The organism is Parahaliea aestuarii, assembly GCF_008064635.1.
Classification (GTDB): Bacteria; Pseudomonadota; Gammaproteobacteria; order Pseudomonadales; family Halieaceae; genus Parahaliea; species Parahaliea aestuarii.
Window position 1 is genome coordinate 121,480 of sequence record NZ_VRYZ01000006.1, and the last position, 23,699, is coordinate 145,178.

Here is a 23,699-nt window from a genome sequence, read left to right on the forward strand (position 1 = left end):
GCCCGCTTCACAGGGACGTCGCGCGACACTGGCAAGTCCCGGCCAGCCGGACGGGTGAATGCCGGGGAGAGTCAGGCTCATGAGCGATACCTATGTTATTCGTGGGCGCCGGGAACAGGCGGTCGCCGCCCTGCCCGACGTTGGACCGCAGTTGCAACTGCGCCGCAGGGCGCTACTGTCGACCGGGCTGGATCGCGACGACAAGGCCGACCTGTACACGGCGGCGGCAGACGACGTGGTCTGCCTGCACCTGCATAGCGGCGACCAGTTGTGGATGCGGGCCGACGATCTGGTCCGGGAACTCGGCCGCAAGCACGTCGACCGCGATGGCGGCGCGGCATGGGAAATCAACCCCCACCCGCCCGCCGGCGCCGAACGGGGGCTGGTCGGTATCGGCATCCGGGTACTCGAATTTTTCGGTGTCGACCTCAAAGCCACGTCGGCGGCGCGACTGGCGCGGCTGCTGGAGGACCGAAGCCTTGCGCTCATCGACGGCGAAAACAGCCTGTGCCAACTGTCGCTGGCAGGCGAACTGGCGCTAGACCCGATCCCGCATTTTCCTGCCGCCACCGCGGAGGGGCCGGTTCTGCTGTTCCTGCACGGCACCGGGTCCAGCACCGGGGGCAGTTTCGCCAGCCTCTGGGAGGACGGGGGCAGCGATGCCCGCCAGCGTCTGCAGGGGCTCTACCAGGACCGGGTGTTTGCCTGGGAACACCGCAGCCTTACCCAGAGCCCGATCCAGAACGCACTGGAACTGGTGCGCCTGCTGCCGGCGCAAACACAGTTGCATCTAGTGAGCCACTCCCGCGGCGGGCTGGTCGGCGAACTGCTGTGTCTGGGCCAGTGTGAGAATCCGCTGCAGGCCTTCCACAACGAGCGCCTGACGGCCCTGTTCAAGGGCGATCACACCATCGCCACCCAGCTGGGCCTGGGGCCGCTGAACGACGCCGAACTGCAACAGCGCGACGACAGCTACGCCAGCGATCGGGCCATGCTGGGGGAATTGCTGGAATTGCTCGAAGAGAAGGCGATCACCGTCGCCCGCTTCGCCCGCGTGGCTTGCCCGGCCCGCGGCACTACCCTTGCCTCGGGCCGTCTCGACCGCTGGCTTTCGCTGCTGCGGCTGATTCCCGGCCCCCCCCTGATCGGCGATTTCACCGACTTCCTGCTCGCGGTGGTGAAGGAGCGTACCGACCCACGCACCCTGCCGGGGCTGGAAGCGATGATGCCCGGCTCCGCCCTGACCGCCTTCCTGGCCATGCCGGAGTTGCGCTCCGGAGCCGATCTCTCGGTCATCGCCGGCGACACCGAGGGCAGCGGCCTGCTGCACCGGCTCGGCGTGTGGATCAGCGACTGGTTCTACGCCGGTGATCACGACCTGGTGGTCAACACCCCCTCCATGCTCGGCGGCCTGGCGCGAACACCCGGCCAGGCGCGTTTTCGCTGCGACAGGGGTTCCGGGGTCAACCACTTCAGCTACTTCGACAACGGCCGCTCGCTGCGCTGGCTGGTGGACGCCCTGCTGCGTGGCGAGGGGGACAGCGCAGGCTTCCAGCCGCTGCAGGCTGAGCAGCGCCTCGCCGCCATCGCGCGCGACGCAAGCGACGGCGACCAGCGCCCGGCCTGGCGCATCGCGATGGAACGCAGCCGGGTGGCAGCCTCCGGACGGCCACTGGCGGTGGTCATACCGGGCATTCTGGGCAGCGAGTTGAAGGTCGGCGGCGACCTGGTGTGGCTGAACTACCTGCGCCTGCTGGGCGGTGCCATAAAGCAGTTGCGGATGAGTGCCAGGGAGGTCAGCGCCGGCGATGTGCTCGGCGATTTTTACGGCCCGCTGATCGAAGCGCTGGCGGTGCGCTGCCGGGTAGAGGTATTTCCCTATGACTGGCGGCGCTCGGTCCGGGCGGCGGCCGCAGCGCTGACGACCGAACTGGACGGCTGGCTCACCCGCGCCGAGCGCGAGCAACAGCCGGTATACCTGGTGGCCCATTCCATGGGCGGACTGGTGGTGCGGGCCATGCTCTCGGACGGCGCTGCCGGGGCCCAGCTGTGGCGCCGCATCATGGCCCTCCCAGGCAGTCGCCTGCTGATGCTGGGGACACCCAATCGCGGCTCCCACGAGGCACTGCGCTGGCTGAGCGGTTTCAACCCCACCCAGGCCCGCCTGGCGCTACTGGACCTGACCCAGGACGTGGACGACATCGTCGACTTCGCCGCTACCCTGCCGGGCCTGCTGGAACTGCTGCCGCGGGAGCAGGCGGGGCGCGATTTCTTTGACAGCGGCACCTACGACAGGATTCGCGACGTACTGGAAGCGGACTGGAAAGTGCCCCGGCAGTCCCTGCTGGACGACGCCGACGCCACCTGGCGGCAGCTCGAGAGCACCCGCCTCAGCCCCCAGCACACGCTCTACCTCGCCGGTTGCCAGCCGCAGACGGTGATGGACTACCGCCTGCAAGATGCGCCGGTGGGCGGCAAACGCGGCGGGCGGGTGAGCGAGCGCATACGCTTCCTCGGCGTGGCGGAGGGCGACGGCACCGTCACCTGGGCCTCCGGGCGACTGCCGGACGTGCCCTTCTGGTACGCCCCCGACACCGCCCACGACGACCTCTGCCGGCAGCCCCACCTGCTACCCGCCATTCTCGACCTGCTAACCCGGGGCGGCACCGAACGCCTGTCCCGCAATCCACCTGTCGCAGCGCGGGATGAGAGCGCCAGCGGTGAGCCCTTCCCGCTGCGCGAACCGCCACCGGCGGACCAGATCCCGGGCCCGGGAGACCTCCACCAGCTGGGCTTTGGCCCCGGTCGCCGCAGCGGCGGCGGCGCGGCGGCCGCAGCGGCAAAAGCGCTGACCGTCAGGGTGGTTCACGGCGACCTCGCCTACGTCAATCACACCGTCGTTGTCGGCCACTACCTGGACGACACCATGGTCAATGCCGAGGCCGAACTCGATCGCCGCATGGGCGGACGCCTGTCCCAGCGCCTCAATCTGGGGCTCTACCCCGGTGCGCCAGGCAGCCACCTGTTCACCGCCAACGACAGAACCCGGCTACACCCGCCGGCCGCCCTGGTGGTGGGCCTGGGCCAGGCCGGCGAGCTCAACCCGGCAACCCTGGAAGCGAGTCTGCACCGGGCCTTTATCGATTTCGCGCTGCAGGTTGAGCAGTGGCCGGACCAGCGCTTCAACAGCGCCGACGGCATCCCCTCGGCGCGCCTGTGCTGCCTGCTGGTGGGCAGCGGCCCCGGGGGCGTGGCGGTACGGGAGTCGGTGGAAGCCATCCTGCGCGCCGCCGTGCGGGCCTGCGACGACCTGCGCGACAGCGGCATGGAGCAGACCGTCACCTTCGACCAGCTGGAGCTGGTGGAGCTCTACCAGGACACCGCCATCACCGCGGCCCGGGCCCTCGACGAACTGCTGGCGCGCTCCTCCCTGGGCGGGCGCGTGGTGTGGCCCGAGGGCGTCATCGCCCAGCGCAGTGGCCACCGCCGGCGGGTGGTGGCCGACGAGGCTCCCTACTGGTGGCACCGCATGATCATCAGCAGAGACCACGCGGCGCAGCGACTGCGCTTTGACATCACCACCGGCCAGGCGCGTATCGAGGAAAGCCAGGCCACCTCCCAGTTACAACTGGCGGACCAGTTCATTCAGCGGGTCTGCGGCAGTTCGCGGGCCGATACCCACACCGCCAGAACCCTCTATGAAATGCTGCTGCCGCGGCGGCTGAAGGGTTCAACCGCGGCCCAGCACAATCGGGTACTGGTGGTGGACGCCTACTCCGCGCGCTACCCCTGGGAACTGCTGGAGGACCGCTGGAGCAGTGTCGGCAAGCCGCTGGCGGTGGTCAGCGGCATGGTGCGGCAATTCAAGACGGATGACTTCCGGCCCGATGTACAGTACGCCAACGGCCGCCACGCCCTGGTGGTGGGCAACCCCAGGCTGGACGGCTGGGAGCGTTTCGCCGATCTGGTGGGCGCGCGCCGGGAGGCGGCGGCAGTGGCCTCCCGCTTCGGCCAGCAGGGTTACGAGGTGCTGGAAGCCATAGACGAAGACGCCGGCACCATCGTCGACGCCCTGCACGCCCGCCGCTGGCGCATCCTGCACCTGGCGGGGCACGGCGTCCACCGCATGCCGGTGTCGGAGGAAACCGGCTGGCACAGCGGTTGCCGGGACTGCGCGACAGCCACCGATGCAACCCTGTCCGGCATGGTGATTGGCAAGCACACCATCCTCACCCCCGGTGACATCGACCAACTGCGCTTTGTGCCGGAGCTGGTGTTTATCAACTGCTGTCACCTCGGCCGCAGCGACAGCAACCCGCCGTACAACGAACTGGCCGCCAACCTCGGCGAGCAGTTTATCCGCATGGGGGTAAGGGCGGTCATTGCGGCCGGCTGGGCGGTCAACGACGCCGCGGCCATCGCCTTCGCCGAACAGTTCTATAGCCTGATGTTTGACGGCCGCAGTTTTGGCGAGGCGGTGCGGCTGGCACGCGAACATACCTGGACCCACTTCCCCGACTTCAACACCTGGGGCGCCTACCAGGCCTACGGCGACCCGGGCTACCGACTGGTGATCAACGACAGCTGGACCGGCAAACAAAGCCAGCGCAGCTACCACGCGGTGGATGAGTTCATCGCCGCACTGGAGAACTTCCGCCAGGGCCTGCGCTCGAGCCCGCGCGGACCGGGCATTCACGACGACGCCGGGCAGTTGCGCCAGGCCCGCGAACGGCTCGAAGCCCTGCTCGGCGGCGTGCCACCGGCGCTGATGGTCGCCTGGCGCCAGCGCGCTGATGTCGCCGCCGTCATCGGCTTCGCCTGGGGCGAACTGTGCGACTGGCGCCGCGGGGTTGAGTGGCTGGAGCGCGCGATGGGCGCCGGGCAGGGCGACTGCCCCCTGCGCGCCATCGAGCAGTGTGCCAACTACCGCAGCCGCTACGCCGCACAACGCTGGGCGGCCGCCAGTAGCAGTACTCCGGCGGCGGCGCGCGAACGCCTGCGCAGCGAACTGCTCGCGGAGCTGCAAGCTGCCGGCAGCAGCCTGAACGACCTGCTGCAGCGCGGCGAAACCCGCGAGCGCCTGAGCCTGCTGGGGGCAACCTGCAAACGCCAGGCCTGGCTGGCGGCGAAAAGCGGCGACCGCAACACCCTGCTGCTGGAGGCCGCGAACAGCTACCGGCGGGCCTGCGAATTGGGGGCACCGGGCCCGGCTGGGGAATTGAGCGAGCCGGACCCCTACACCTATTGCAACTGGGCCAGCGCGGTGGCCCTGCGCTACCTGACCAACAGCCGCCTGAAGAGAGGCCGGAAGCATACGGCGCTGGTGGCGCTGGGTACCCGGCTGGCCAATACCCTCGAAGCCCGCGAGGCGGACGATTTCTGGGGAGCCGTGGCGCTGGCCGACTGCCAGCTGGCCCTTCTGCTGCTGCAATTCAACGCCGACGACAGCCTTGCAGACCCGCTGGCGCATATTCAGGCCTGCTATCTGGCCGCGGCACGGCGTGGGGTCAGCCGGCGGGAGTGGTCCTCGATGCTGGAGAACCTGGACTACATGCTGGACCTGCTCAGGGGCGCTCGCCGCAGCGGCGTCAGTGAACTGCGCCGGAGTCTGGCGGAGCTGCGCGACCAGGTCGCCTTCAGCGAAGCGGCGCAATGACACCGGACAATACAGACAACCAGCACCAGGGAGTACGCCAGTGAATGCCATTTACCGCTCACTACTGTTAACCGGATGCCTGCTGGCAGGCTGCGGCGGCTGCGGCAACACGCCGGGCACAACAGAAGATCTCGGCACCCAGGCCACGGCCACCCTCACTGCGAATGCCGGCCAGGTGCTGCTGGACAACGACGACGCCTTCGCCAGCAAGCTGGCCCTGGTAAATGGCGCCAGGGACAGCATCGACATCGCCTACTACATCTTCGACAGCGACTACAGCTCTTCAGTGCTGGCCGAAGCCCTGTTGCGCGCCGCCAGCCGCGGCGTCCGCATTCGTCTGCTGACGGACTACAGCGCCGCCTACAGCCAGCTTGACTGGTTCAGCATGCTCGAGCGCGATAGCGGCGGGCAGCTCGAGGTGCGTTTTTACAATCGCCCGACCCGCAATATGATTATGGACGCCGCTTACCTGACCCTCGGTTGCGGCGAGGCTTCCGGTCAGCGGGCCGACTGCCCGGCGCAGAAATTTGCTGACCTTGAGGACGCATTTGCCGCGGAGCGCATCGACGGTCAGGCGGCGGAGGCCCTGAATATTTCCAACCTCAGCGTCGCCGGGTCGGGGGACTTCCTGGCCGGCCTCTACGCGCGCAACGCCGAGCTGATGGCGCTCGCCGTGCAGGAGGGACAGGGACTGGACCCGGCCGCCCTGCGCAGCGGAGCCGCGGCTGGTAACCCGGCCCAAAAGGAATCCCTGCAGCGACTCGGCAAAACCTGGTTGCGAGCGCGCTACGGCAGCGGCGTGGACAGCCTCAAGGCACGCATTGAACTGGCGTTTGCCCGCGCCCTGTACGGCGAGCAGATCGACCCGGTGTTCGGCGCCCTGGCGTCCTACATGCCGCTGGAACGCGCCGACAATGCAGCCGCCCGCCGCGACTGGGACTACCAGAGTGAATTCCTGCACCACAAGTTACTGTGGGTCGACGCACGCCACCTGCTGATCGGTGGCCGCAATGTGCAGGACAGCTACCACCTGCAGCCCGGGGAGCTGACCGAGAAATACGTGTTCAACGATACCGACCTGGCCCTGGCGGTCAGCAGCGGCGGCGCGGCCATCACCGCGGCCTTTGAGCGCCTGTGGCAATTCCGCACCATGGTGGCCACCCTCGACGAGGTGCGCGCACACGCACCCAACGCCGCGCTGGCCAGCCTGGCGGCACTCAAGGCCGCCGAGGATAGCTGTCGGGCGGAAGGCGAAAGCACGGCGAACAGTGCAGAGGTGGACTGCGCCGCCGCGGCCTTCGCCGATGCGCTGCCATCGCTGGAACAGCGCCTGGATCTGGCCGCCACCCGGCTGAGGACCAATGTGGCGCGCTACCAGCGCGACTACCGCCCCGCCACTGACACCGCGGCGCTGACCGTGGATCCCGGCGCGCAGCTGTTCTACTTCGAGAACCTGCCCTTTCACCGGGGTGCGAGGAGTTACGGCGCGAACGACAGTGAACCCGGTGACTGGGGCAAGCACATTCACCACGCCTGGCTCGCCGCCCTGGCGCGCACCTGTCAGCGCGCCAGCGCCGAACAGCCGGCCCGGGTGGTGATACACAATGCCTACTTCCTGCTGCCGGCCAACCTGCTGGCCGCCCTCGGAAGCATGCTGGACGGCAGCCGCGACTGCGCCCATGTCAGCATCGAGGTGGTCACCAACTCCTTCGCCACCACCGACCTCAACGCCGTCAACCTGCTGGCCGCCTGGCAGCTTAAGGCCCTGGACGAGTACCGCAGGGGGCACGCCGGCAGCGCCGGCGCCGCGGATTTCCGCTACGAGGAATACCAGGCGCTGCCGGGCCAGGCGCTGCTGAGCCTGCACAGCAAGGTCATGCTGTTTGGCGACGCCCTGTTCATCGGCTCGGCCAATGCGGACGTGCGCAGCTTCATCATGGACACCAACAACGGCATCCTCCTGCAGAACGCCCCGCAACTGGTCAGCGCCTGGTCGGCCTGGCTGCAACAACAGCGCGAACTGGGGCGCATCCGCGACCTGAGCAGTGACATCGGACCCGGGACGGATCAACTGATGACCAATAGCCTGGCGGCAATGATGGCGCTGGTGTCCAAGTACGACCGCCAGCAGCGGGTCGACCCGCAGCAGGCCGCCGACCTGCAGGCACACGCCAGGAAGCTGTTCACTGCGGTCTACCGCGAGAGCCAGGCTATCCTGCAGGGCGATGCGGGCGCGGCGGAGCGCTTTAACAGCCTGCTGAAAGTCATATAGCCAACAGGAGCCTTTGCATCGCCGGCCGCCCGACCACATTCCCGCAACAAAACTGTCACACTTCTGCGCCATCATTGCGGGTTTGACGCCCGGCCGGTCGCTGCCCACCGCCACCGGGCAGCCTGTGAACCCCGGCCGCGGATGAGCGCTTCATGCCCTTCGACAGACTCAGTGTTTTCTTCTTTCTATTGCTGGCCTCTTCTGCCGCTCTCTTCGCCTGGTGGGGGCTGGGATACACGGGCTCCGGCAACACCCTGATCTTCCTGCTCGCCACGGCATTTGGCCTGTTCATGGCCTTCAATATCGGCGGCAATGACGTGGCCAACTCTTTCGGGACCAGCGTCGGCGCCGGCACCCTGACCATCAAGCAGGCGCTGGTGGTGGCGGCGATCTTCGAGGTGAGCGGTGCACTGATTGCTGGCGGCGCCGTCACCGATACCATCCGCAAGGGGATTGTCGATCTCGGTACGCTGACCGCCGAGCCCGAGTTCGACGTGATGGATTTCGTCTACATCATGATGTCCGCGCTGCTGGCGGCGGCCCTGTGGCTGCTCATCGCCACCCGGCAGGGCTGGCCGGTGTCGACCACCCACTCCATCATCGGCGGTATTGTCGGCAGCTCCATCGCGCTGGGCTGGGTGGCCTCGGGCATGAACGATGCCCTCAGCCTGGTACGCTGGGATCAAATTGCCACCATCGCCGTATCCTGGGTGCTGTCGCCGGTGCTCGGCGGACTCGGGTCCTATGTGCTGTATTACTACATCCGCAAACACATCCTCACCTACAACGACCGCGCCCAGGAGCGCCTGCACGAGTTGAAGGCGCGCAAGAAAGCCCTGCGCAAAGAGCACAAAACCATCACCGAGCGCATGACCGAGATCCAGCAGCTGTCCTATACCGGCGCCCTGGCCCGCGACGCCGCCAGCGTGCGCACCATCGAGGACGCCGCCGAAGACGACTTCGAATCCGACTACTACAAGGAAATTTACCGCCTGGAACGGGAAAAGGAGGACATCGACGCCCACCGCGCCCTTACCCTCTACGTGCCCCTGCTGGCCGCCGGCGGCTCGATGATCATCACCGCCATGCTGCTGTACAAGGGCCTGAAGAACCTGAAGCTTGAATCATCCGATCTGCAGAACGGCCTGATCGTACTGATGGTCGCCGCGGCGGTATGGATGGCGGTCTACATTCTTGCCCGCACCCAGCGCAGCGGTTCACTGGAGAAATCCACCTTCCTGCTGTTCAGCTGGATGCAGGTATTCACCGCGGCCGGCTTCGCCTTCAGCCATGGCTCCAACGACATCGCCAATGCCATCGGCCCCTTCGCCGCGATTCTCGATGTGCTGCACAGCGGCGAGATCAACCCGAAAGCACCGGTGCCCACTGCCGCCATGGTCACCTTCGGCATCGCCCTGGTCGCCGGCCTGTGGTTTATCGGCAAGGAAGTGATCCGCACCGTAGGCACCGAACTTACCCGCATGCACCCCGCCTCAGGCTTTACCGCAGAGCTGTCCGCCGCCTGCGTGGTGCTGGTGGCCTCCACCCTGGGCCTGCCGGTGTCGTCCACGCACATTCTCGTGGGAGCGGTCCTTGGCATCGGCCTGGTCAATCGCTCTACCAACTGGAACCTGATGAAGCCCATCGCCATGGCCTGGGTCATCACCCTGCCAGCGGCGGGCCTGCTGAGTGCGGCCTGCTTCCTGCTGATGCGTTCGATTCTCTGAGCGCTCTGGGCCCCTGGAATTCTTCACGGGTCCTTGCCGTTTGCTGAAGCTGAACTAAGCTAAGTCCGATGGCCCGGGCCGGATGCCCGTGCAATACATCGACAGGGAGGAGAGCGTTCATGCCGATGCAAACTTCGCGTTGCCTGGTACCGGTAGCGGTTTTACTGGCCAGCACAATCACACTGGCCGCAGATCATACCGAGTCACCCGCCGCCACCGCCGACCGACCCGCCGATATCGGCGATATTTTCTTCTTTGACCCCGCCGACACCGACAACCGACTGGTGGCGATGATCACCTACGGCGGCGGCTCCGACACCAACGACCAGATGGATGCCGACTTCTACTGTGATCGCGACGTGCTCTACAGCTTCTACATCGATCGCGATGACAACGGCGACGGCGCCGACAGTGTGGAGGCGGACGTGCGTATCGACATCCGCATGGCGGAGCAGGAAGACGGCAGCTGCACCGTGCGCCTGGACAACGTGCCCGGCGCCGGCGACGACTTCAGCGGCAGCGTGGCGGGGGACAACCGCATCTTCCAGAGCGCCAGCGGCCTCAACGCCTTTGTCGGCTCCACCGACGACCCCTTCTTCTTCGACTCCCAGGGCTTTGGTGAAACCCTCAGCAGCGGCACGGTGTCCTTCGACAACACCCGCGACACCTTCGGCGGGCGCAACCTCAGCGCCATCGCCTTCGAGATAGACACCGCGGCACTGGGCGATGGACAGACCGTGTTCAAAGCCTGGGCCACTACCGCCCGCATTGTGGAATAGCCAGGGAGGCACAGCCATGAAGCAATCCATCACCTACCTGCTGGCGACCGTGCTGGGCGCGACCCTGCTGGGTGCCTGCTCCGACAGCAGCGATTCCGACGACGATAACGGCGGTGGCAATGGCGGCGGGGGCGGCACCCCCACCGTGGAAATCCGCTCCAACCCGCCCAGCGACTACGCCCGCGTCGATCGCATGGGCCAGCCGGCGGTGGCCACAGCCCTGCTGCGCGGCGGCGGCCAGCCGATTCGCGACTCGGTACCCATCAACAACAATGCCGACAACGAGCGCGACTCCCTCAACCAGGGCGACCCGTCCGGCGATGCCGACTTCGCCGGCGCCTTCGTCGACACCCTGATCTTCGTCAACAACGCCCTGGCCGATGACCTCGACAGCCTCGGCCTGTCGCGCTGCGCCACCGGTGCACCCGGCGAGATCGACAGCGCCGACGACATCAACGCCTGCCTCGGGGTGGCGGCACCGGTGGTCATTCCCGATGTGGTGACCCTGGATATCTCCAGCCCCAGCAGCTGGCCCAACGGCCGCCATCCCGATGACCCGGTGGTGGATCGGGTGCTGGCCGCGGTGCTGCTCGATCTCAGCGTACACCCGCTGGATCTGTTCGCCGACCTGCCGCTGAACCCGCCGGGCAACGACGCCCGCCCGGACGATGTCTCGCCGGCCAACTTCCCCTACCTGCGCGACCCCATCGCCATGCCCTGAGGCCGCACCGCTCATGACAGTACTCTTCACTTCACGGCGCTGGCCAGCGCCGTGCTGGCTCGTCGTCGCCGTGTTGCTGGCGGCCTGCACACCCGAGAAAGAAATCGACACCCCCGCCGAGCCACAGGCAGCCGCTGCGACCGCCGCGCTGGATTACCCGTCCCTGCGCGATCGACACGAGCAGCAGCTGGCGGCGCTGGAGCAAGCGCTGGAAAGCAGCCGCGAGTCCGGTGCCACGGCACCTGCCCGGCGCCTGTTCGAGGGCTGGCTCTACCACGCCCGGCTGACCGGTGAACTGGCCAGTTTTGATCGCGCCGAGACCGCCCTGGCGGAGTTGGAGGCGCGCAGCCGTACAGCGCCGCCCTGCCGGGAACAGGCCGAACTGGCCATGGCCAACCATCGCATAGAGGCGGCGGCGAGGGCGCTGCAGGCCTGTCCGGCGGCGGACAACCGCGACCTGCTGATCGATATCGACTACTACCAGGGTCGCTACCAGGCCGCCCTGGCCGGGGCGGTTGCCCTGCTCAACGAGCGCAACCTGCCGGCGGATTATGTGCGTCTGGCGCGGCTGCGCCAGGGCACCGGCTCCAGTCGCGAGGCCGACGCCCTGCTGGAAGCTGCCGAGCAGCGCTATCACAACGATAATCCCCACCAGCTGGCCTGGTTCCATCTGCAGCGCGGGATCCTGGCCCTGGAACGCAAAGAGTACGAGCGCGCCCGGGCCCTGTTCCGGCGCGCGGACAGAGCCCTGCCCGGCTGGTGGCTGGTGCAGGAACATCTGGCGGAGACCTCACTACTGCTGGGGGACGAAGATCTGGCCACAGAGCTCTACGACGGGGTCATCGCCGCCACTGGCGACCCGCAGTTTATCGCCGCCCGGGCCGAGATCGACCGTCGCCAGGGGCAACGGGAAGCCGCTGAACAGGCGATCGAGCACGCCCGTCGCACGCTGGATATTCGCCTGCAGGAACACCCCGCCGCTATCACCGGTCACGCCGTGGATTTCTACCTGAACTACGGCCCGGTGCAGCGCGCCCTGGAACTGGCGCGGCGGGATTACCGCCAGCGCCCCTACGGCGCGGCCGCCACCCAGCTGGCCACCGCCCTGCGCCAGGCCGGCGACTATCGCACGGCACTGGATATTCTCGGGGCCGAAGTCGACGCCGGCTGGGCCACGCCGGACGCGCTGGAAGAACTGGCGCTGATCCGTGGCGCACTGGCCAGCACTGCCGCAGACGCCAGCCACTGAGCCGGCCGTCGGCACGCGCCGGACTTGTGTCGCATTTTCAGCCTTTACCCGGCGATCAGGGGCCGTTGAGATTCCTATCGGCCGGTGAATGTGCTCAACTCCCTGCCGAGCACAGCGCAAGTACACTTCAAGCAACCATGCCGGATCCGACAGAGCTGCAACGGCGGCTTTCCAACTCACTCAGGAAAAACGTCCTGCAGGCCCTGCTGATAATGACAGCGGTGTCGGGCGTTGGCTTTGCGATACTCAACATTCGCCTGAACTCCTGGCCGCTGGCGCTGGCGGAGCTCGGCATGACGATCTACTCCCTGTTCCTGCTCAAGCGCCTGCGTGGCGTCGAGAGTCTGCAGCGGGTCGCCATCCTGTTCCTGATCCCCTTTTTCAGCGTGATGATGTTCGCCCTCTGGGTGCCGGGTACCAGTGTCACCATCTTTGGCTGGGTATTGGTCATTCCCCTCATTAGCCACCTGCTACTGGGCCGCCGTACCGGCCTGGCCATGTCCCTCTTCTACATGACCGCTGCCTCGGTACTGTTCTGGCTCCGCTACCAGCAGGCACCGGAACTCACTGACCCCCGATCACTCGCCAATGTCACGGTCATCGCCTTCTGCGTGCTGGCGCTGTCGCATATCTACGAACTGAGCCGCGAACGCTCGGAAGCGCATCTCGCCGACACCGCCCGCACCGATTTTCTTACCGGGCTGAACAATCGCCTGGGGTTTACCGAGGCCTTTGAACGCGAACGCAAACGCGCCCAGCGCGGAGGCAGCAACCTGGCCCTGCTGGTAATGGATCTCGACCATTTCAAGCGCGTGAACGACCGCTACGGTCACGACTGCGGGGACGCCGTGCTGGTGCATGTGGCACAACTGATGGCAGAGCGCCTGCGAGACACCGATGACATGGCCCGCCTCGGCGGCGAGGAGTTCGGTGTCCTGCTGGCCAACACCGACAAACTGCAGGCCCTGAAGGTAGCGCAGGCCCTGTGTGACGCGGTTGCCAGCCAACCAGTCCATACCAACGGCCAGGCCATTGCCGTCACCCTCAGTGCCGGCGTGGCCACGCTCGGTGCCGATGGCGACGACCTCGCGAGCCTTTACGCCGCGGCGGACGAGCGCCTCTACCAGGCCAAGGACGCCGGTCGCAACCGGGTACAGGCGGACTCCCGGCCGCTGTCCGCCTGAACCATCCCCCCTCCCGCGGCGACTGGCCCACGCCTTTACGCCGGGTATTGCCTACTAAACTACAAGTCATTAGTCTGGCTTTTCCATGACCAGACGCGAGTGCCCGGCGGGCAGTCGCTTTACAATCGCGACAGTGTCCGAACCGACAGCGGCAACAACATAACAGGCCGTCCCAGGGAGTTTTCCATGACCAGCTGCCCCTTCACCAACCTGCTCGACCCCTCCAGCTACGTGGGCGGTATGCCCTACGATGAACTGGCAAAAATTCGCGCCGCCGGCCCGGTGGTGCGTATTGAGGACCCCCTCAGCGGCGTGCCCTACTGGGTGGTCACCCGCCAGCAGGAGCTGGACTACGTCAGCAAAAACCCCCAGCTGTTTTCCTCAGCCCTGCGCTCTCCCTTTCCCACCGAGTATGAAGAGTGGATGGTGACGGAGATTCACCAGCGCACCATCATCGGCATGGATCCCCCGGAGCACCAGATTGTGCGGCGCATCGTGCGCTCGGCCTTCACCCCCAAGAACGTGGAGGGCTTCGAACCGGAACTGCGCGCTCATGCCAAACGCATCGTCGACGCGGTGGCCGGCCGGGGCGAATGTGAATTCGTGGAGGAGGTGGCGGCGGAACTGCCGCTGATCGCCATCCTGGAATTACTGGGCGTGCCCATCGAGGACCGCAAGCTGTTCTTCGACTGGACCAACACCATGATCTTCGCCGACGACCCGGACATGTCGATTTCGGAAGAAGCCGGCCAGCTGGCCTCGGCGGAGGTGATCGGCTACGCCATGAAGCTGGCGGAGGAACACCGGAAGAACCCCAGGCCCGGCCTTCTGCAGGCCCTGCTGGAAGGCGAAGTGAAGGGGCGCAGCATCACCGAGGAGGAGTTCGGCTGGATGTTCATCCTCATCCTGGTCGGCGGCAATGAGTCCACCCGTACTGTTATCGCCCACGGCATGCGCCTGCTGATGGAACACCCGGACCAGCTGCAGTACCTGGTTGAGCACCCGGAGCGGATCTCCGATGCCTGCGAGGAAATCCTGCGCTACAACACCGCCTTTATCGCCATGCGCCGCACCGCCACCGAGGATGTGGAACTCGGCGGCCAGCTGATCAGGGCCGGCGACAAGGTGCTGCTGCACTACCACACCATCAACCACGACGAGCAGGTATTCGGCGATGACGCCATGCGCTTCGATGTGCGCCGCGCCCAGCGCCAGCCGGATCTCGCCAACCAGTTGCGCTCCTTCGGCATCGGCCAGCATTTCTGCATCGGTTCCCACCTGGCGCGCCTGGAACTGCGCATCATGATGGAGGAGATCATCCCGCGCCTGCGCAATGCGCGGCTGGCGGCGCCACCGCAGTTTGTGCGCTCCTTCTTTGTCAACGCCATCAAGGAAATGCACATCACTTTCGATCCCGAGACTGATACTGCCGGCGCAGGCAGCGAGGCCGCCTGATGGGCGCCGCGGTACAGGAGTACGACTACATCATCGTCGGCGGCGGCTCCGCCGGCTGCGCCCTGGCCAACCGCCTGTCGCGGGAAGCCAGTCGCCGGATACTGCTGCTGGAAGCCGGTGGTGAAGACCGCCACCCGATGATCCACATCCCGCTCGGCTTCGCCTTCCTGATGAACCACAGGACCCTGAACTGGTGCTACCACACCGAGGCGGAGGCGGAGCTGGCCGGACGGCGCATCAAGTGGCCGCGGGGCAAAGTGCTGGGCGGTACCAGTGCCATCAACGGCATGGTCTATATCCGCGGCCAGCGCGAGGACTACGACCACTGGGCCAACCTCGGATTGCCGGGCTGGGACTACGCCAGCGTGCTGCCCTACTTCAAACGCAGCGAGCACAAGGCCGAGGGCGGCGACGCCTTCCACGGCCAGGGCGGCCCGCTGTGGGTGGAGGAGTTCAGTGTCGGGGAGCGCCTGGCCCTGGCCGATATTTTCATCCAGGCGGCGATGGAGACCGGCCTGCCCTACAACCCGGACTTCAACGGCGCCAGCCAGGAAGGCGCCGGCTACTACCAGAAGAACATTCGTCGCGGCCGGCGCCAGAGCGCCAAGCGCTGCTTTCTGGACCCGGTGCGCAGGCGACCCAATCTCACGGTTATCGCCAACGCCCTTGCCAGCAGGGTCGTGCTGGAAGACGGTCGCGCCGTCGCGGTGGAATACCGGCTGACGAAGGGTCCGGCGGGGGAGCGCCTGCAGGCGCGGGCACGATGCGAGATCATACTCTGCGGCGGCACCGTCAACAGCCCGCAACTGCTGGAACTGTCCGGCATCGGTAATGGCGAGCGCCTCAGCACACTGGGCATGCCGGTGCTGCAGGACCTGCCGGCAGTGGGCGAGAACCTGCAGGATCACCTCACCACCAACGTGATCCAGGGTCTGCACGGCATACCCACTTTCTACGAGGAAACCCGGCCCCTGGCCATGCTCAAGAACCTCGGCCACTACGCCCTCAACGGCGGCGGCCTGCTGGCCCATCCGGCGGCCCAGGTGGGCGTGTTCTTCCGCAGTTCCGATGCGGTGGACCGGCCCGATGCACAGGTTCACTTTGCCCCGGCCGCCAGCGAAACCGACGCCGCCGGCAATATGAAAACCTGCCCTGGCACCACCGCGACCGTTTGCCACCTGCGCCCCGCGAGTCGCGGCAGTGTGCATATACAGTGCTCAGACCCGGCCATCGCGCCGGCCATACGCGCCAATTACCTGAGTGATGCCGGCGACCGGCAGGCCCTGCTGGACGCGGTGAAACGGGTGCGCGCCTGCTTTGCCGCGCCGGCCCTGGACAGCTATCGCGGCAGCGAATTCCTGCCCGGCGCCGCCGTGCAAAGCGACGAACAACTACTGGACTATATTCGCCGGGAATCGGAGTCGGTCTACCACCCGGTGGGCACCTGCCGCATGGGCGGCGACCGCGACAGCGTGGTCGACGAGCGCCTGCGCGTGCGCGGCATCGCCGGCCTGCGGGTCGCCGACGCCTCGGTGATGCCAACCCTCATCTCCGGTAATACCAATGCCCCCACCATCATGATCGCCGAGAAGTGCGCCGACCTGCTGCTGCAGGACGCCGGCATACCCGTTGCCAGTCCGGCCCCGGCAACCCTGGAGGAAACCATCGCATGAACGCCGCCGCTGACCAGCCCGCCCTCGGCAGCCAACTGGAGGCACTGCTGCACAACCAGCGCAGCGCCTTCCGTGCCGAGGGCTACGTTGAATACGCCACCCGTGTGGACCGCATCGACCGCTGCATTGCGCTGCTGGTCGATCACAGGGATGCCCTGTGCGAGGCAGTGAACGCCGATTTCGGCTGCCGCTCTCCCTACGTCACCCAGATGATGGACATCATGAATTCCATCGGCAGCCTCAAGTTCGTGAAGGGCAAGCTGAAAAAGTGGATGAAGCCCGAGCGCCGCACACCGATGATGCCGATGAACTTCCTCGGCGGCAAAGCGAGGGTGGAGTACCAGCCCAAGGGCGTGGTGGGCATCATGACCCCCTGGAACGTGCCGGTGAACATGGTGTTCAGCCCCCTGGCGGATGTACTGGCAGCGGGCAATCGGGCCATGATCAAGCCCTCGGAATACACTCCGCGCACGGCGGAGCTGCTGAAAGACCTCTTCGCCCGTTACTTCGAACCCTCGGAAATCACCGTGGTAACCGGCGGCCCCGAAGTCGGCGCCGCCTTCAGCGCCCTGCCCTTCGACCACCTGATTTTTACCGGCGCCACCGGCGTCGGCCGCAAGGTGATGCAGGCGGCGGCCAACAACCTGACGCCCGTCACCCTGGAGCTCGGCGGCAAGTCGCCGGTGATTATTTCCCACAGCGGCGACACCAATAAAATTGCCGAAGCCCTCATCATGGGCAAGGCCATGAACGGCGGCCAGCTCTGCATCAGCCCCGACTACTGTTTTGTGCCGGAAAGCCAGCTGGAAGCCTTCGTGCGCCACTGCCAGCGCGTGATCGGCCAGCACTATCCACGCATCCAGAACAACCCGGACTTTGTGGCCTGCGTCAACGAGCGCCACTATGGCCGCATCGCCGGCTACCTGGACGAAGCCGAAGCCGCGGGCGTTCGTATAGTGCCGCTATGCCCGGCGGGCGAAGAGCGCTCCGGCCCGGAGCAGCACAAGATTGCCCTGCACCTGGTGATCAACCCCGATGACGACCTGGCCTGCATGCGCGAGGAGATCTTCGGACCGCTGCTGTGCATCAAAACCTACCGCGATATCGACCAGGCAATCGACCACATCAACCGCGGCGAAAAGCCACTGGCGCTTTACTACTTCGGCAGTGACAAGCAGGAGCAGGCGGAAGTGTTCCGCCGCACCAGCTCCGGCGGCGCCAGCATCAATGCGGTGGCGCTGCACGTGGGTTGCGACGACCTGCCCTTCGGCGGCATCGGCATGTCGGGCATGGGCAATTACCGCGGCCGCGATGGCTTTCGCACCTTCAGCCACGCGCGGGCGGTGTATGAAGAGGGCTGGGTCAATATGGCCAAGCTGGCCGGTACCCTGCCGCCCTACGGCGACAAGATCGCCAAACTGCTAAGTTCACAGATCAAGAAATAGCGGGCAACAGCCGGCTTCAGTGCAGGCCCGCGACCCGGGCCTCGTCACTGCACTGGCTGAGAAAAAGGGTGGGGTTGCGCGTGTCCAGCGCAAAGGGCGCCGCCCGGGTCAGGGCGGAGAGGCCCAGCAGATTGCGGCTGCCCTTTCCCAGCACCGCCACTTCCACCGGCCCCAGGTCACAGTGCTGGCCAAGCCGGAAGTGCTCCACCGCGTACACCGGCACCGGCCTGACGCGGTTGTTGGCCAGGCGCAGGGCCACCCGACGGACTTCCCGCAATTCGCCCGTGTCTTCCAGTGCTTCAAACAGCTCGCGGCTGATGGTCACCATGCCGGCACCGGTATCCACCAGGAACTCGGCATGTTGGCCCCCCACTTCAGCACTGATGGTGAGGGTGCCCGCACCGGAGCGGGCCAGGGGCAGTTCCACCGGAAAATCCAGCGCCCGGGCCGGTAGCGACACACCCAGGCACAGGGCCAGCAGGCCGGCGCCGCGCAACCACAGGCGGCGGAACTCAGGGCGGAGCGGGGTGGTCAATAGTAATGGCTGCATCGGTCTATCCTCCGCCAACTGGCGGTGCGACTTCGCTTCGGCGAACTTATCAGTAGCTACTGCAAGAGCCGTACCAGCAAAAAATGCCCGAAACAGGGCGTATATCGGCGAAAATCGCTTGCGGGCGCACCAATGCAGTGCAAAGCAGTGCAATTTTTGTGCGGCCTGATTAGTATCGCCGCAGTGTTTTTCAACCAACCCGCAAGGAGAATGCAATGCGCAAGATGTTGCTGACCATCGCCACCGCCAGCCTGGCCACTCTGGGCCTCGGCACCGTGGCACAGGCCAATGAACTGAGCGTTCAGGACGCCGAAAAGTCCGAGACTGTCCGTGTTCACAGCGTGGACATGAAGGGCAAGCCGCCCTTCAAACGCAGCACTGAGGTGCTCAGCGTGAGCGACGCCGCTGCCCTGGAAGTGGCCGACGAGAAGGCCAGCAAGGGCCCCAAAGGTCGCCCGCCCTACGCCCGTCAGCGCTAAGTCAGCTGATCGCGCTCCGCCATGTCTGGCGGGGCGCACTTTCCCGCACTATCAGTTATTTCCCCCTATACTTCTCTCTGCTCCGCCGCTGCACTGACCCGGCCTCATCCCGACCCCGATGACTATTAGCCGTGTAAATAGCCAACATAAGCCAGACTCTTGTGTTCGCTGTCAACATATCGGTTCACGGCGGCAGAACAGACCGCTACAATAGCGACCCCTCCGGCCACTGCGGGCCGCCAATTCTCCCGCCCCGGCCGACTCCATCCGTCTCAGCCACACAGGACAGCGACATGATCTATCAGAGCGACGCGCTCACGGTGACCCGCCTCGACGGCGACATCGCCGAGCTGCATTTCGATCTCCAGGGTGAATCGGTCAACAAATTCGACCAGAACACGGTCGGCCACCTGACCAAAGCCCTCGATGCCCTCGAGGCGGAGTCCGGCCTCAGGGGCCTGCTGGTCACCAGCGGCAAACCGGTATTCATCGTCGGCGCCGACATCACCGAGTTCACCAGCCTGTTTGGTGCGGGCGCCGATGAAATCAAAGGCTTCACCGGCCTCAACAACGCCAATTTCAACCGCCTGCAGAACCTGCCCTACCCCTCGACCGTGGCCATTAACGGCTTCGCCCTGGGCGGCGGCTTCGAGGTCTGCCTGGCTTGCGACTTCCGCGTCATGAGCACGGTTGCCAAGGTGGGCCTGCCGGAAACCAAACTCGGCATCCTGCCCGGCTGGGGCGGCACCGTGCGCCTGCCGCGCATCATCGGTGTCGACGAGGCCGTTATGTGGATTGCCACCGCTGCCGAGCAGCGCCCCGACGCCGCCCTGAAGGCCGGCGCAGTGGATGCCGTTGCCGCGCCGGAACAACTGCGCGAAGTGGCCCTTGCGACCCTGAACAACGCCATCGACGGCAAGCTTGACTATGTCGCACGCCGCACACAGAAAAGCAGCCCGCTGCCCCTGAACGACACCGAGGCCATGATGGCCTTCTTCACCATCAAGCAGATGGTGGCGCAGCAGGCCGGCCGCAACTATCCGGCACCGGTGAAAGTGGTGGACTGCATCGAGCAGGCCCGCGGCATGGACCTGGAAGCCGCGCTGGAAGTGGAGGCCGCCGGCTTTGCCGAGCTGGCCGTTACCCCGGTGGCCGCTGCCCTGGTGGGCGTGTTCCTGAACGACCAGCTGCTGGGCAAGAAGGCCAAAGGCTGGGAGAAGCGGGCCGATAAAAAGGTCGAGCAGGCCGCGGTTCTCGGCGCCGGCATCATGGGCGGCGGCATCGCCTACCAGAGCGCCTACAAGGGCGTGCCGATCAAGATGAAGGACATCAACCAGGCCGGCCTGGACCTGGGTCTGAAAGAGGCCAACAAACTGCTGGCCAAGCGCGTCGAGCGCGGCCGCATGAGCCCGGGGCAGATGGGCGAGGTGCTGAACAGCATCGACCCGACGCTGACCTACGGCGGCTTCGAGGATGTCGACATCGTGGTCGAAGCCGTGGTGGAAAACCCCAAGGTGAAGCACGCGGTACTGGCGGAGACCGAAAAGCAGATCAGCCCGGACACCGTGCTGGCCTCCAACACCTCCACCATCTCCATCGACTTCCTGGCCCAGGCTCTGGAGCGCCCGGAGAACTTCTGCGGCATGCATTTCTTCAACCCGGTGCACGCCATGCCGCTGGTGGAAGTGATCCGCGGCGAGAAGACCTCCGACACTGCCGTCGCCCGCACCGTGGCCTACGCCAACAAAATGGGCAAGAAGGCCGTGGTGGTGAAGGACTGCCCCGGGTTCCTGGTGAACCGCGTACTGTTCCCCTACTTCGACGGCTTCTCCAAGCTGGTGCGCGACGGCGCCGACTTCCAGGCCGTGGACAAGGTCATGGAGCGCTGGGGCTGGCCCATGGGCCCGGCCTACCTGATGGACGTGGTCGGTATCGACACCGGCGTGCACGCGGCCGAAGTGATGGCCGAGGGCTTCCCCGACCGCATGAAGCTGGACTTCAAGACCGCCACCGAAGTGATGTTCGAGAACGAGCGTTACGGCCAGAAGAACAGCATTGGCTTCTACGAGTACGTGGAAGACAAGCGCGGCAAGCCGAAGAAGACCGTCACCGAGAGCACTTACGAGCTGATCAAGGACATCGTAGCCGAGCGCACCGAGTTCAGCGACGAGGACATCATCGCCCGCATGATGCTGCCGATGGCCACCGAGCTGGCCCGCTGCCTGGAAGAAGGCATCGTGGAAACTCCCGCCGAGGCCGACCTGGCCCTGCTCTACGGCCTGGGCTTCCCTCCCTTCCGCGGCGGTGTATTCCGCTGGATGGATACCGTGGGCCTCGAGTTCATCGCCGCCGCCAGCGAAAAATTCGCCCACCTCGGCAAGAGCTACGAGCTGACCGACGGTATGAAAGCCAAACTCGCTGCCGGCGAAACTTACTACTAAGGGCCAAGGAGAATTATCGTGAGTCTGAATCCAAGAGACGCTGTTATCGTCGACTACGCCCGCAGTGCCATGGGCCGCTCCAAGAACGGCTGCTTCCGCAATGTGCGCGCCGACGACCTTTCCGTTGCCGTTATCAAAGGCCTGCTGGCCCGCAACGAAAAGCTGGACCCGGCCGAGATCGACGACCTGATCTGGGGCTGCGTGCTGCAACGCGGTGAGCAGGGCATGAACCTGGCCCGCCTGCTGGTGCTGCGCGCCGACCTGCCCTTCACCATCCCCGCCCAGACCGTGAATCGCCTGTGCGGCTCCTCCATGAGCGCCCTGCACACCGCCGCCGCCAACATCCAGGCCGGCCTCGGTGACGTCTACCTGGTGGGCGGCGTGGAGCACATGGGCCACATCCCGATGATGGGCGACGTGGACATCAATCCGCGCATGGGCCTGAACGTGGCCAAGGCCGCGGGCATGATGGGCATGACCGCCGAATACCTGGCCCTGCTGCACGGCATCGGCCGCGAGGACCAGGACAAGCTGGGCCTGCGCTCCCACATGCTTGCCCACAAGGCCACCGTGGAAGGCAAGTTCGCGAAGGAGATCATCGGTGTGGAAGGCCACGACGCTGACGGCGCCCTGACCCTGGTCACAGAGGACGAGACCATTCGCCCGGAAACCACCCTGGAAGGTCTGGCGCAACTGACCCCGTCCTTCAACCCCAAGGGTGGCACCGTGACCGCGGGCACCTCCTCGCAGATTTCCGACGGCGCCTCCGCCATGCTGATGATGTCCGCAGAGAAGGCCCAGGCCCTGGGCCTGACCCCGATCGCGAAGGTGAAAGGCATGGCCCTGGCCGGTGTCGACCCGTCGATCATGGGCTACGGCCCGGTGCCCTCCACCCAGAAGGTGCTGAAGAAGCTCGGCCTGACCATCAAGGACATCGAGATGGTGGAGCTGAACGAGGCCTTTGCCGCACAGGCCCTGCCGGTGCTGAAGGATCTGGAACTGCTGGACGACATGGAAGACAAGGTGAACGTGCACGGCGGCGCGATTGCCCTGGGCCACCCCTTCGGCTGCTCCGGCACCCGCATCACCGGCTCCCTGCTGACCGTGATGCAGGACCGCGACCTGACCCTCGGCGTGTCCACCATGTGCATTGGCCTCGGCCAGGGCATTACCACGGTGATCGAGCGGGTATAAGTCTCGCTGCTGCCCTGCCAACGCCGCCCCAACCGGGCGGCGTTTTTGTTCATGGACCGCGCAGGGGGAACACCGCCCCCGACAAATCCGCTACTGAATCGAGTGGCAGCGCGGCCGTGCCGTCCCATAGAAAGACCCTCGGCGGCAGGATCTCCCCGGCTGCAACCAGCGCCACAGCGGTGCCGTTGCAGGTCCCGCGCCAGGCCCACCACTGCCCCGCTTCCTGCAGGCTGTAGGTTTCTCCCATCTGCCTCAACCGATTCAGGTCCCCGAACACGCTGCCGCCGGTGGCCTTGATCGCCGCCTCCTTCAGGGTCCACAGAGCCAGAAAGGCTGCCGCGCGCTCCGCGGCGGGCAGGCCGGCCAGGGATGTGGCCTCGGCCTCGCTGAAAGCGTGCCGGGCCAGGGCCAGCCAGTCGCGTGCACGACCGGGGCTCTCGCAGTCGAGGCCAAAAGGCACCTGCCCCAGGGCGACCGCCACCAGTCCGGGGCAGTGGCTGATACCCGGATAGAGATTCCAGCACTGCAGCAATTCCTCCTCCAGCCGCGCCCAGCCGGCACCGAGCTCGCTCTCCGGCAGCGCCAGCCCGCGCGCTTCCAGTGCCCGCTGCAACAGCTGGCGAGCGGCGCGGGACTGGGCACTGCGGCCGTTGCCAGTGAACGGCTGCAGCCACAGTTGCAGGCTTTTGTCGCTGTGCTGCACCGTACGATACCTCCCGGGGATTGCGTGCAGGCTGTCGCTTTGCAACCTGTCAGCGGACTGAGTGCTTCAGTTATAATGCCGCAAATTTTGCGACGATCGGGGGTTTTCCCCGCCGCAACTTCGATAACAGCCCTGGGTAGGCCAGCGGCGTACACCGGGCGAGAGGCTGGT

The 23,699-nt window shown here is 66.1% G+C and carries 15 protein-coding genes; 13 read left to right on the forward strand and 2 right to left on the reverse strand.

Features of this window, described 5'->3' with window-relative positions:
• Positions 1 to 79: 79 nt before the first annotated feature.
• From FVW59_RS13885 to FVW59_RS13930, 10 genes are all read left to right on the forward strand, one after another.
• Positions 80 to 5,656: a DUF7379 domain-containing protein gene (locus FVW59_RS13885; protein ID WP_187275889.1), complete on the forward strand. Its 5,577-nt coding sequence runs from the start codon at positions 80 to 82 to the stop codon at positions 5,654 to 5,656.
• A gap of 40 nt (positions 5,657 to 5,696) precedes the next feature.
• Positions 5,697 to 7,928 carry a phospholipase D-like domain-containing protein gene (locus tag FVW59_RS13890; protein ID WP_187275890.1) on the forward strand — a complete coding sequence of 744 codons (2,232 nt, stop codon included), beginning with the start codon at positions 5,697 to 5,699 and terminating at the stop codon, positions 7,926 to 7,928.
• Positions 7,929 to 8,080: 152 nt separating this feature from the next.
• On the forward strand, positions 8,081 to 9,655 hold the full coding sequence (locus FVW59_RS13895; RefSeq protein ID WP_148064957.1) for an inorganic phosphate transporter: 1,575 nt from the start codon (positions 8,081 to 8,083) through the stop codon (positions 9,653 to 9,655).
• A gap of 119 nt (positions 9,656 to 9,774) precedes the next feature.
• Positions 9,775 to 10,434 carry a DUF4331 family protein gene (locus tag FVW59_RS13900; protein WP_187275891.1) on the forward strand — a complete coding sequence of 220 codons (660 nt, stop codon included), beginning with the start codon at positions 9,775 to 9,777 and terminating at the stop codon, positions 10,432 to 10,434.
• A gap of 16 nt (positions 10,435 to 10,450) precedes the next feature.
• Positions 10,451 to 11,155, forward strand: coding sequence for a DUF4331 domain-containing protein (locus tag FVW59_RS13905; RefSeq protein WP_148064959.1), 705 nt, complete (start codon positions 10,451 to 10,453; stop codon positions 11,153 to 11,155).
• A gap of 13 nt (positions 11,156 to 11,168) precedes the next feature.
• Positions 11,169 to 12,404, forward strand: coding sequence for a tetratricopeptide repeat protein (locus FVW59_RS13910; protein ID WP_148064960.1), 1,236 nt, complete (start codon positions 11,169 to 11,171; stop codon positions 12,402 to 12,404).
• Between the two features lie 137 nt (positions 12,405 to 12,541).
• Positions 12,542 to 13,588, forward strand: coding sequence for a GGDEF domain-containing protein (locus FVW59_RS13915; protein ID WP_148064961.1), 1,047 nt, complete (start codon positions 12,542 to 12,544; stop codon positions 13,586 to 13,588).
• A 186-nt stretch (positions 13,589 to 13,774) separates the two neighbouring features.
• On the forward strand, positions 13,775 to 15,043 hold the full coding sequence (locus FVW59_RS13920) for a cytochrome P450 (RefSeq protein WP_148064962.1): 1,269 nt from the start codon (positions 13,775 to 13,777) through the stop codon (positions 15,041 to 15,043).
• Positions 15,043 to 16,716, forward strand: a complete 1,674-nt coding sequence (locus tag FVW59_RS13925; RefSeq protein WP_148064963.1) for a GMC family oxidoreductase — start codon at positions 15,043 to 15,045, stop codon at positions 16,714 to 16,716. The genes FVW59_RS13920 and FVW59_RS13925 overlap by 1 nt, the downstream gene beginning before the upstream one ends.
• A complete protein-coding gene (locus FVW59_RS13930) occupies positions 16,713 to 18,161 on the forward strand; it encodes a coniferyl aldehyde dehydrogenase (RefSeq protein ID WP_148064964.1) in 1,449 nt (482 codons plus the stop codon). The genes FVW59_RS13925 and FVW59_RS13930 overlap by 4 nt, the downstream gene beginning before the upstream one ends.
• A 16-nt stretch (positions 18,162 to 18,177) precedes the next feature.
• On the opposite strand, the gene FVW59_RS13935 is transcribed toward FVW59_RS13930, so the two are convergent.
• Positions 18,178 to 18,711: a retropepsin-like aspartic protease family protein gene (locus FVW59_RS13935; RefSeq protein ID WP_148064965.1), complete on the reverse strand. Its 534-nt coding sequence runs from the start codon at positions 18,709 to 18,711 to the stop codon at positions 18,178 to 18,180.
• Between the two features lie 215 nt (positions 18,712 to 18,926).
• Here FVW59_RS13935 and FVW59_RS13940 point away from each other — a divergent pair, with 215 nt between their 5' ends.
• The 3 genes from FVW59_RS13940 to fadA all read left to right on the forward strand — a co-directional run bounded on the left by FVW59_RS13940 (position 18,927) and on the right by fadA (position 22,825).
• Positions 18,927 to 19,190, forward strand: coding sequence for a hypothetical protein (locus FVW59_RS13940; protein ID WP_148064966.1), 264 nt, complete (start codon positions 18,927 to 18,929; stop codon positions 19,188 to 19,190).
• A gap of 293 nt (positions 19,191 to 19,483) precedes the next feature.
• Positions 19,484 to 21,631 (forward strand): fatty acid oxidation complex subunit alpha FadB, encoded by a 2,148-nt coding sequence (fadB, locus tag FVW59_RS13945; protein ID WP_148064967.1) that lies wholly within the window; start codon positions 19,484 to 19,486, stop codon positions 21,629 to 21,631.
• A gap of 18 nt (positions 21,632 to 21,649) precedes the next feature.
• Positions 21,650 to 22,825 (forward strand): acetyl-CoA C-acyltransferase FadA, encoded by a 1,176-nt coding sequence (gene fadA, locus FVW59_RS13950; protein ID WP_148064968.1) that lies wholly within the window; start codon positions 21,650 to 21,652, stop codon positions 22,823 to 22,825.
• 49 nt (positions 22,826 to 22,874) lie between these two features.
• Here fadA and FVW59_RS13955 read toward each other — a convergent pair whose 3' ends face one another.
• A complete protein-coding gene (locus tag FVW59_RS13955) occupies positions 22,875 to 23,528 on the reverse strand; it encodes a 4'-phosphopantetheinyl transferase family protein (protein ID WP_222711520.1) in 654 nt (217 codons plus the stop codon).
• Positions 23,529 to 23,699 lie beyond the last annotated feature (171 nt).

Excerpts from the sequence above, each read along its gene's own strand:
- FVW59_RS13895 (WP_148064957.1), top strand. The coding sequence starts at position 8,081 with ATGCCCTTCGACAGACTCAGTGTTTTCTTCTTTCTATTGCTGGCCTCT.
- FVW59_RS13940 (WP_148064966.1), top strand. The coding sequence starts at position 18,927 with ATGCGCAAGATGTTGCTGACCATCGCCACCGCCAGCCTGGCCACTCTG.
- FVW59_RS13930 (WP_148064964.1), top strand. The coding sequence starts at position 16,713 with ATGAACGCCGCCGCTGACCAGCCCGCCCTCGGCAGCCAACTGGAGGCA.
- FVW59_RS13920 (WP_148064962.1), top strand. The coding sequence starts at position 13,775 with ATGACCAGCTGCCCCTTCACCAACCTGCTCGACCCCTCCAGCTACGTG.
- FVW59_RS13900 (WP_187275891.1), top strand. The coding sequence starts at position 9,775 with ATGCCGATGCAAACTTCGCGTTGCCTGGTACCGGTAGCGGTTTTACTG.
- FVW59_RS13910 (WP_148064960.1), top strand. The coding sequence starts at position 11,169 with ATGACAGTACTCTTCACTTCACGGCGCTGGCCAGCGCCGTGCTGGCTC.
- fadB (WP_148064967.1), top strand. The coding sequence starts at position 19,484 with ATGATCTATCAGAGCGACGCGCTCACGGTGACCCGCCTCGACGGCGAC.
- FVW59_RS13935 (WP_148064965.1), bottom strand. The coding sequence starts at position 18,711 with ATGCAGCCATTACTATTGACCACCCCGCTCCGCCCTGAGTTCCGCCGC.
- FVW59_RS13925 (WP_148064963.1), top strand. The coding sequence starts at position 15,043 with ATGGGCGCCGCGGTACAGGAGTACGACTACATCATCGTCGGCGGCGGC.
- FVW59_RS13885 (WP_187275889.1), top strand. The coding sequence starts at position 80 with ATGAGCGATACCTATGTTATTCGTGGGCGCCGGGAACAGGCGGTCGCC.
- FVW59_RS13915 (WP_148064961.1), top strand. The coding sequence starts at position 12,542 with ATGCCGGATCCGACAGAGCTGCAACGGCGGCTTTCCAACTCACTCAGG.
- FVW59_RS13905 (WP_148064959.1), top strand. The coding sequence starts at position 10,451 with ATGAAGCAATCCATCACCTACCTGCTGGCGACCGTGCTGGGCGCGACC.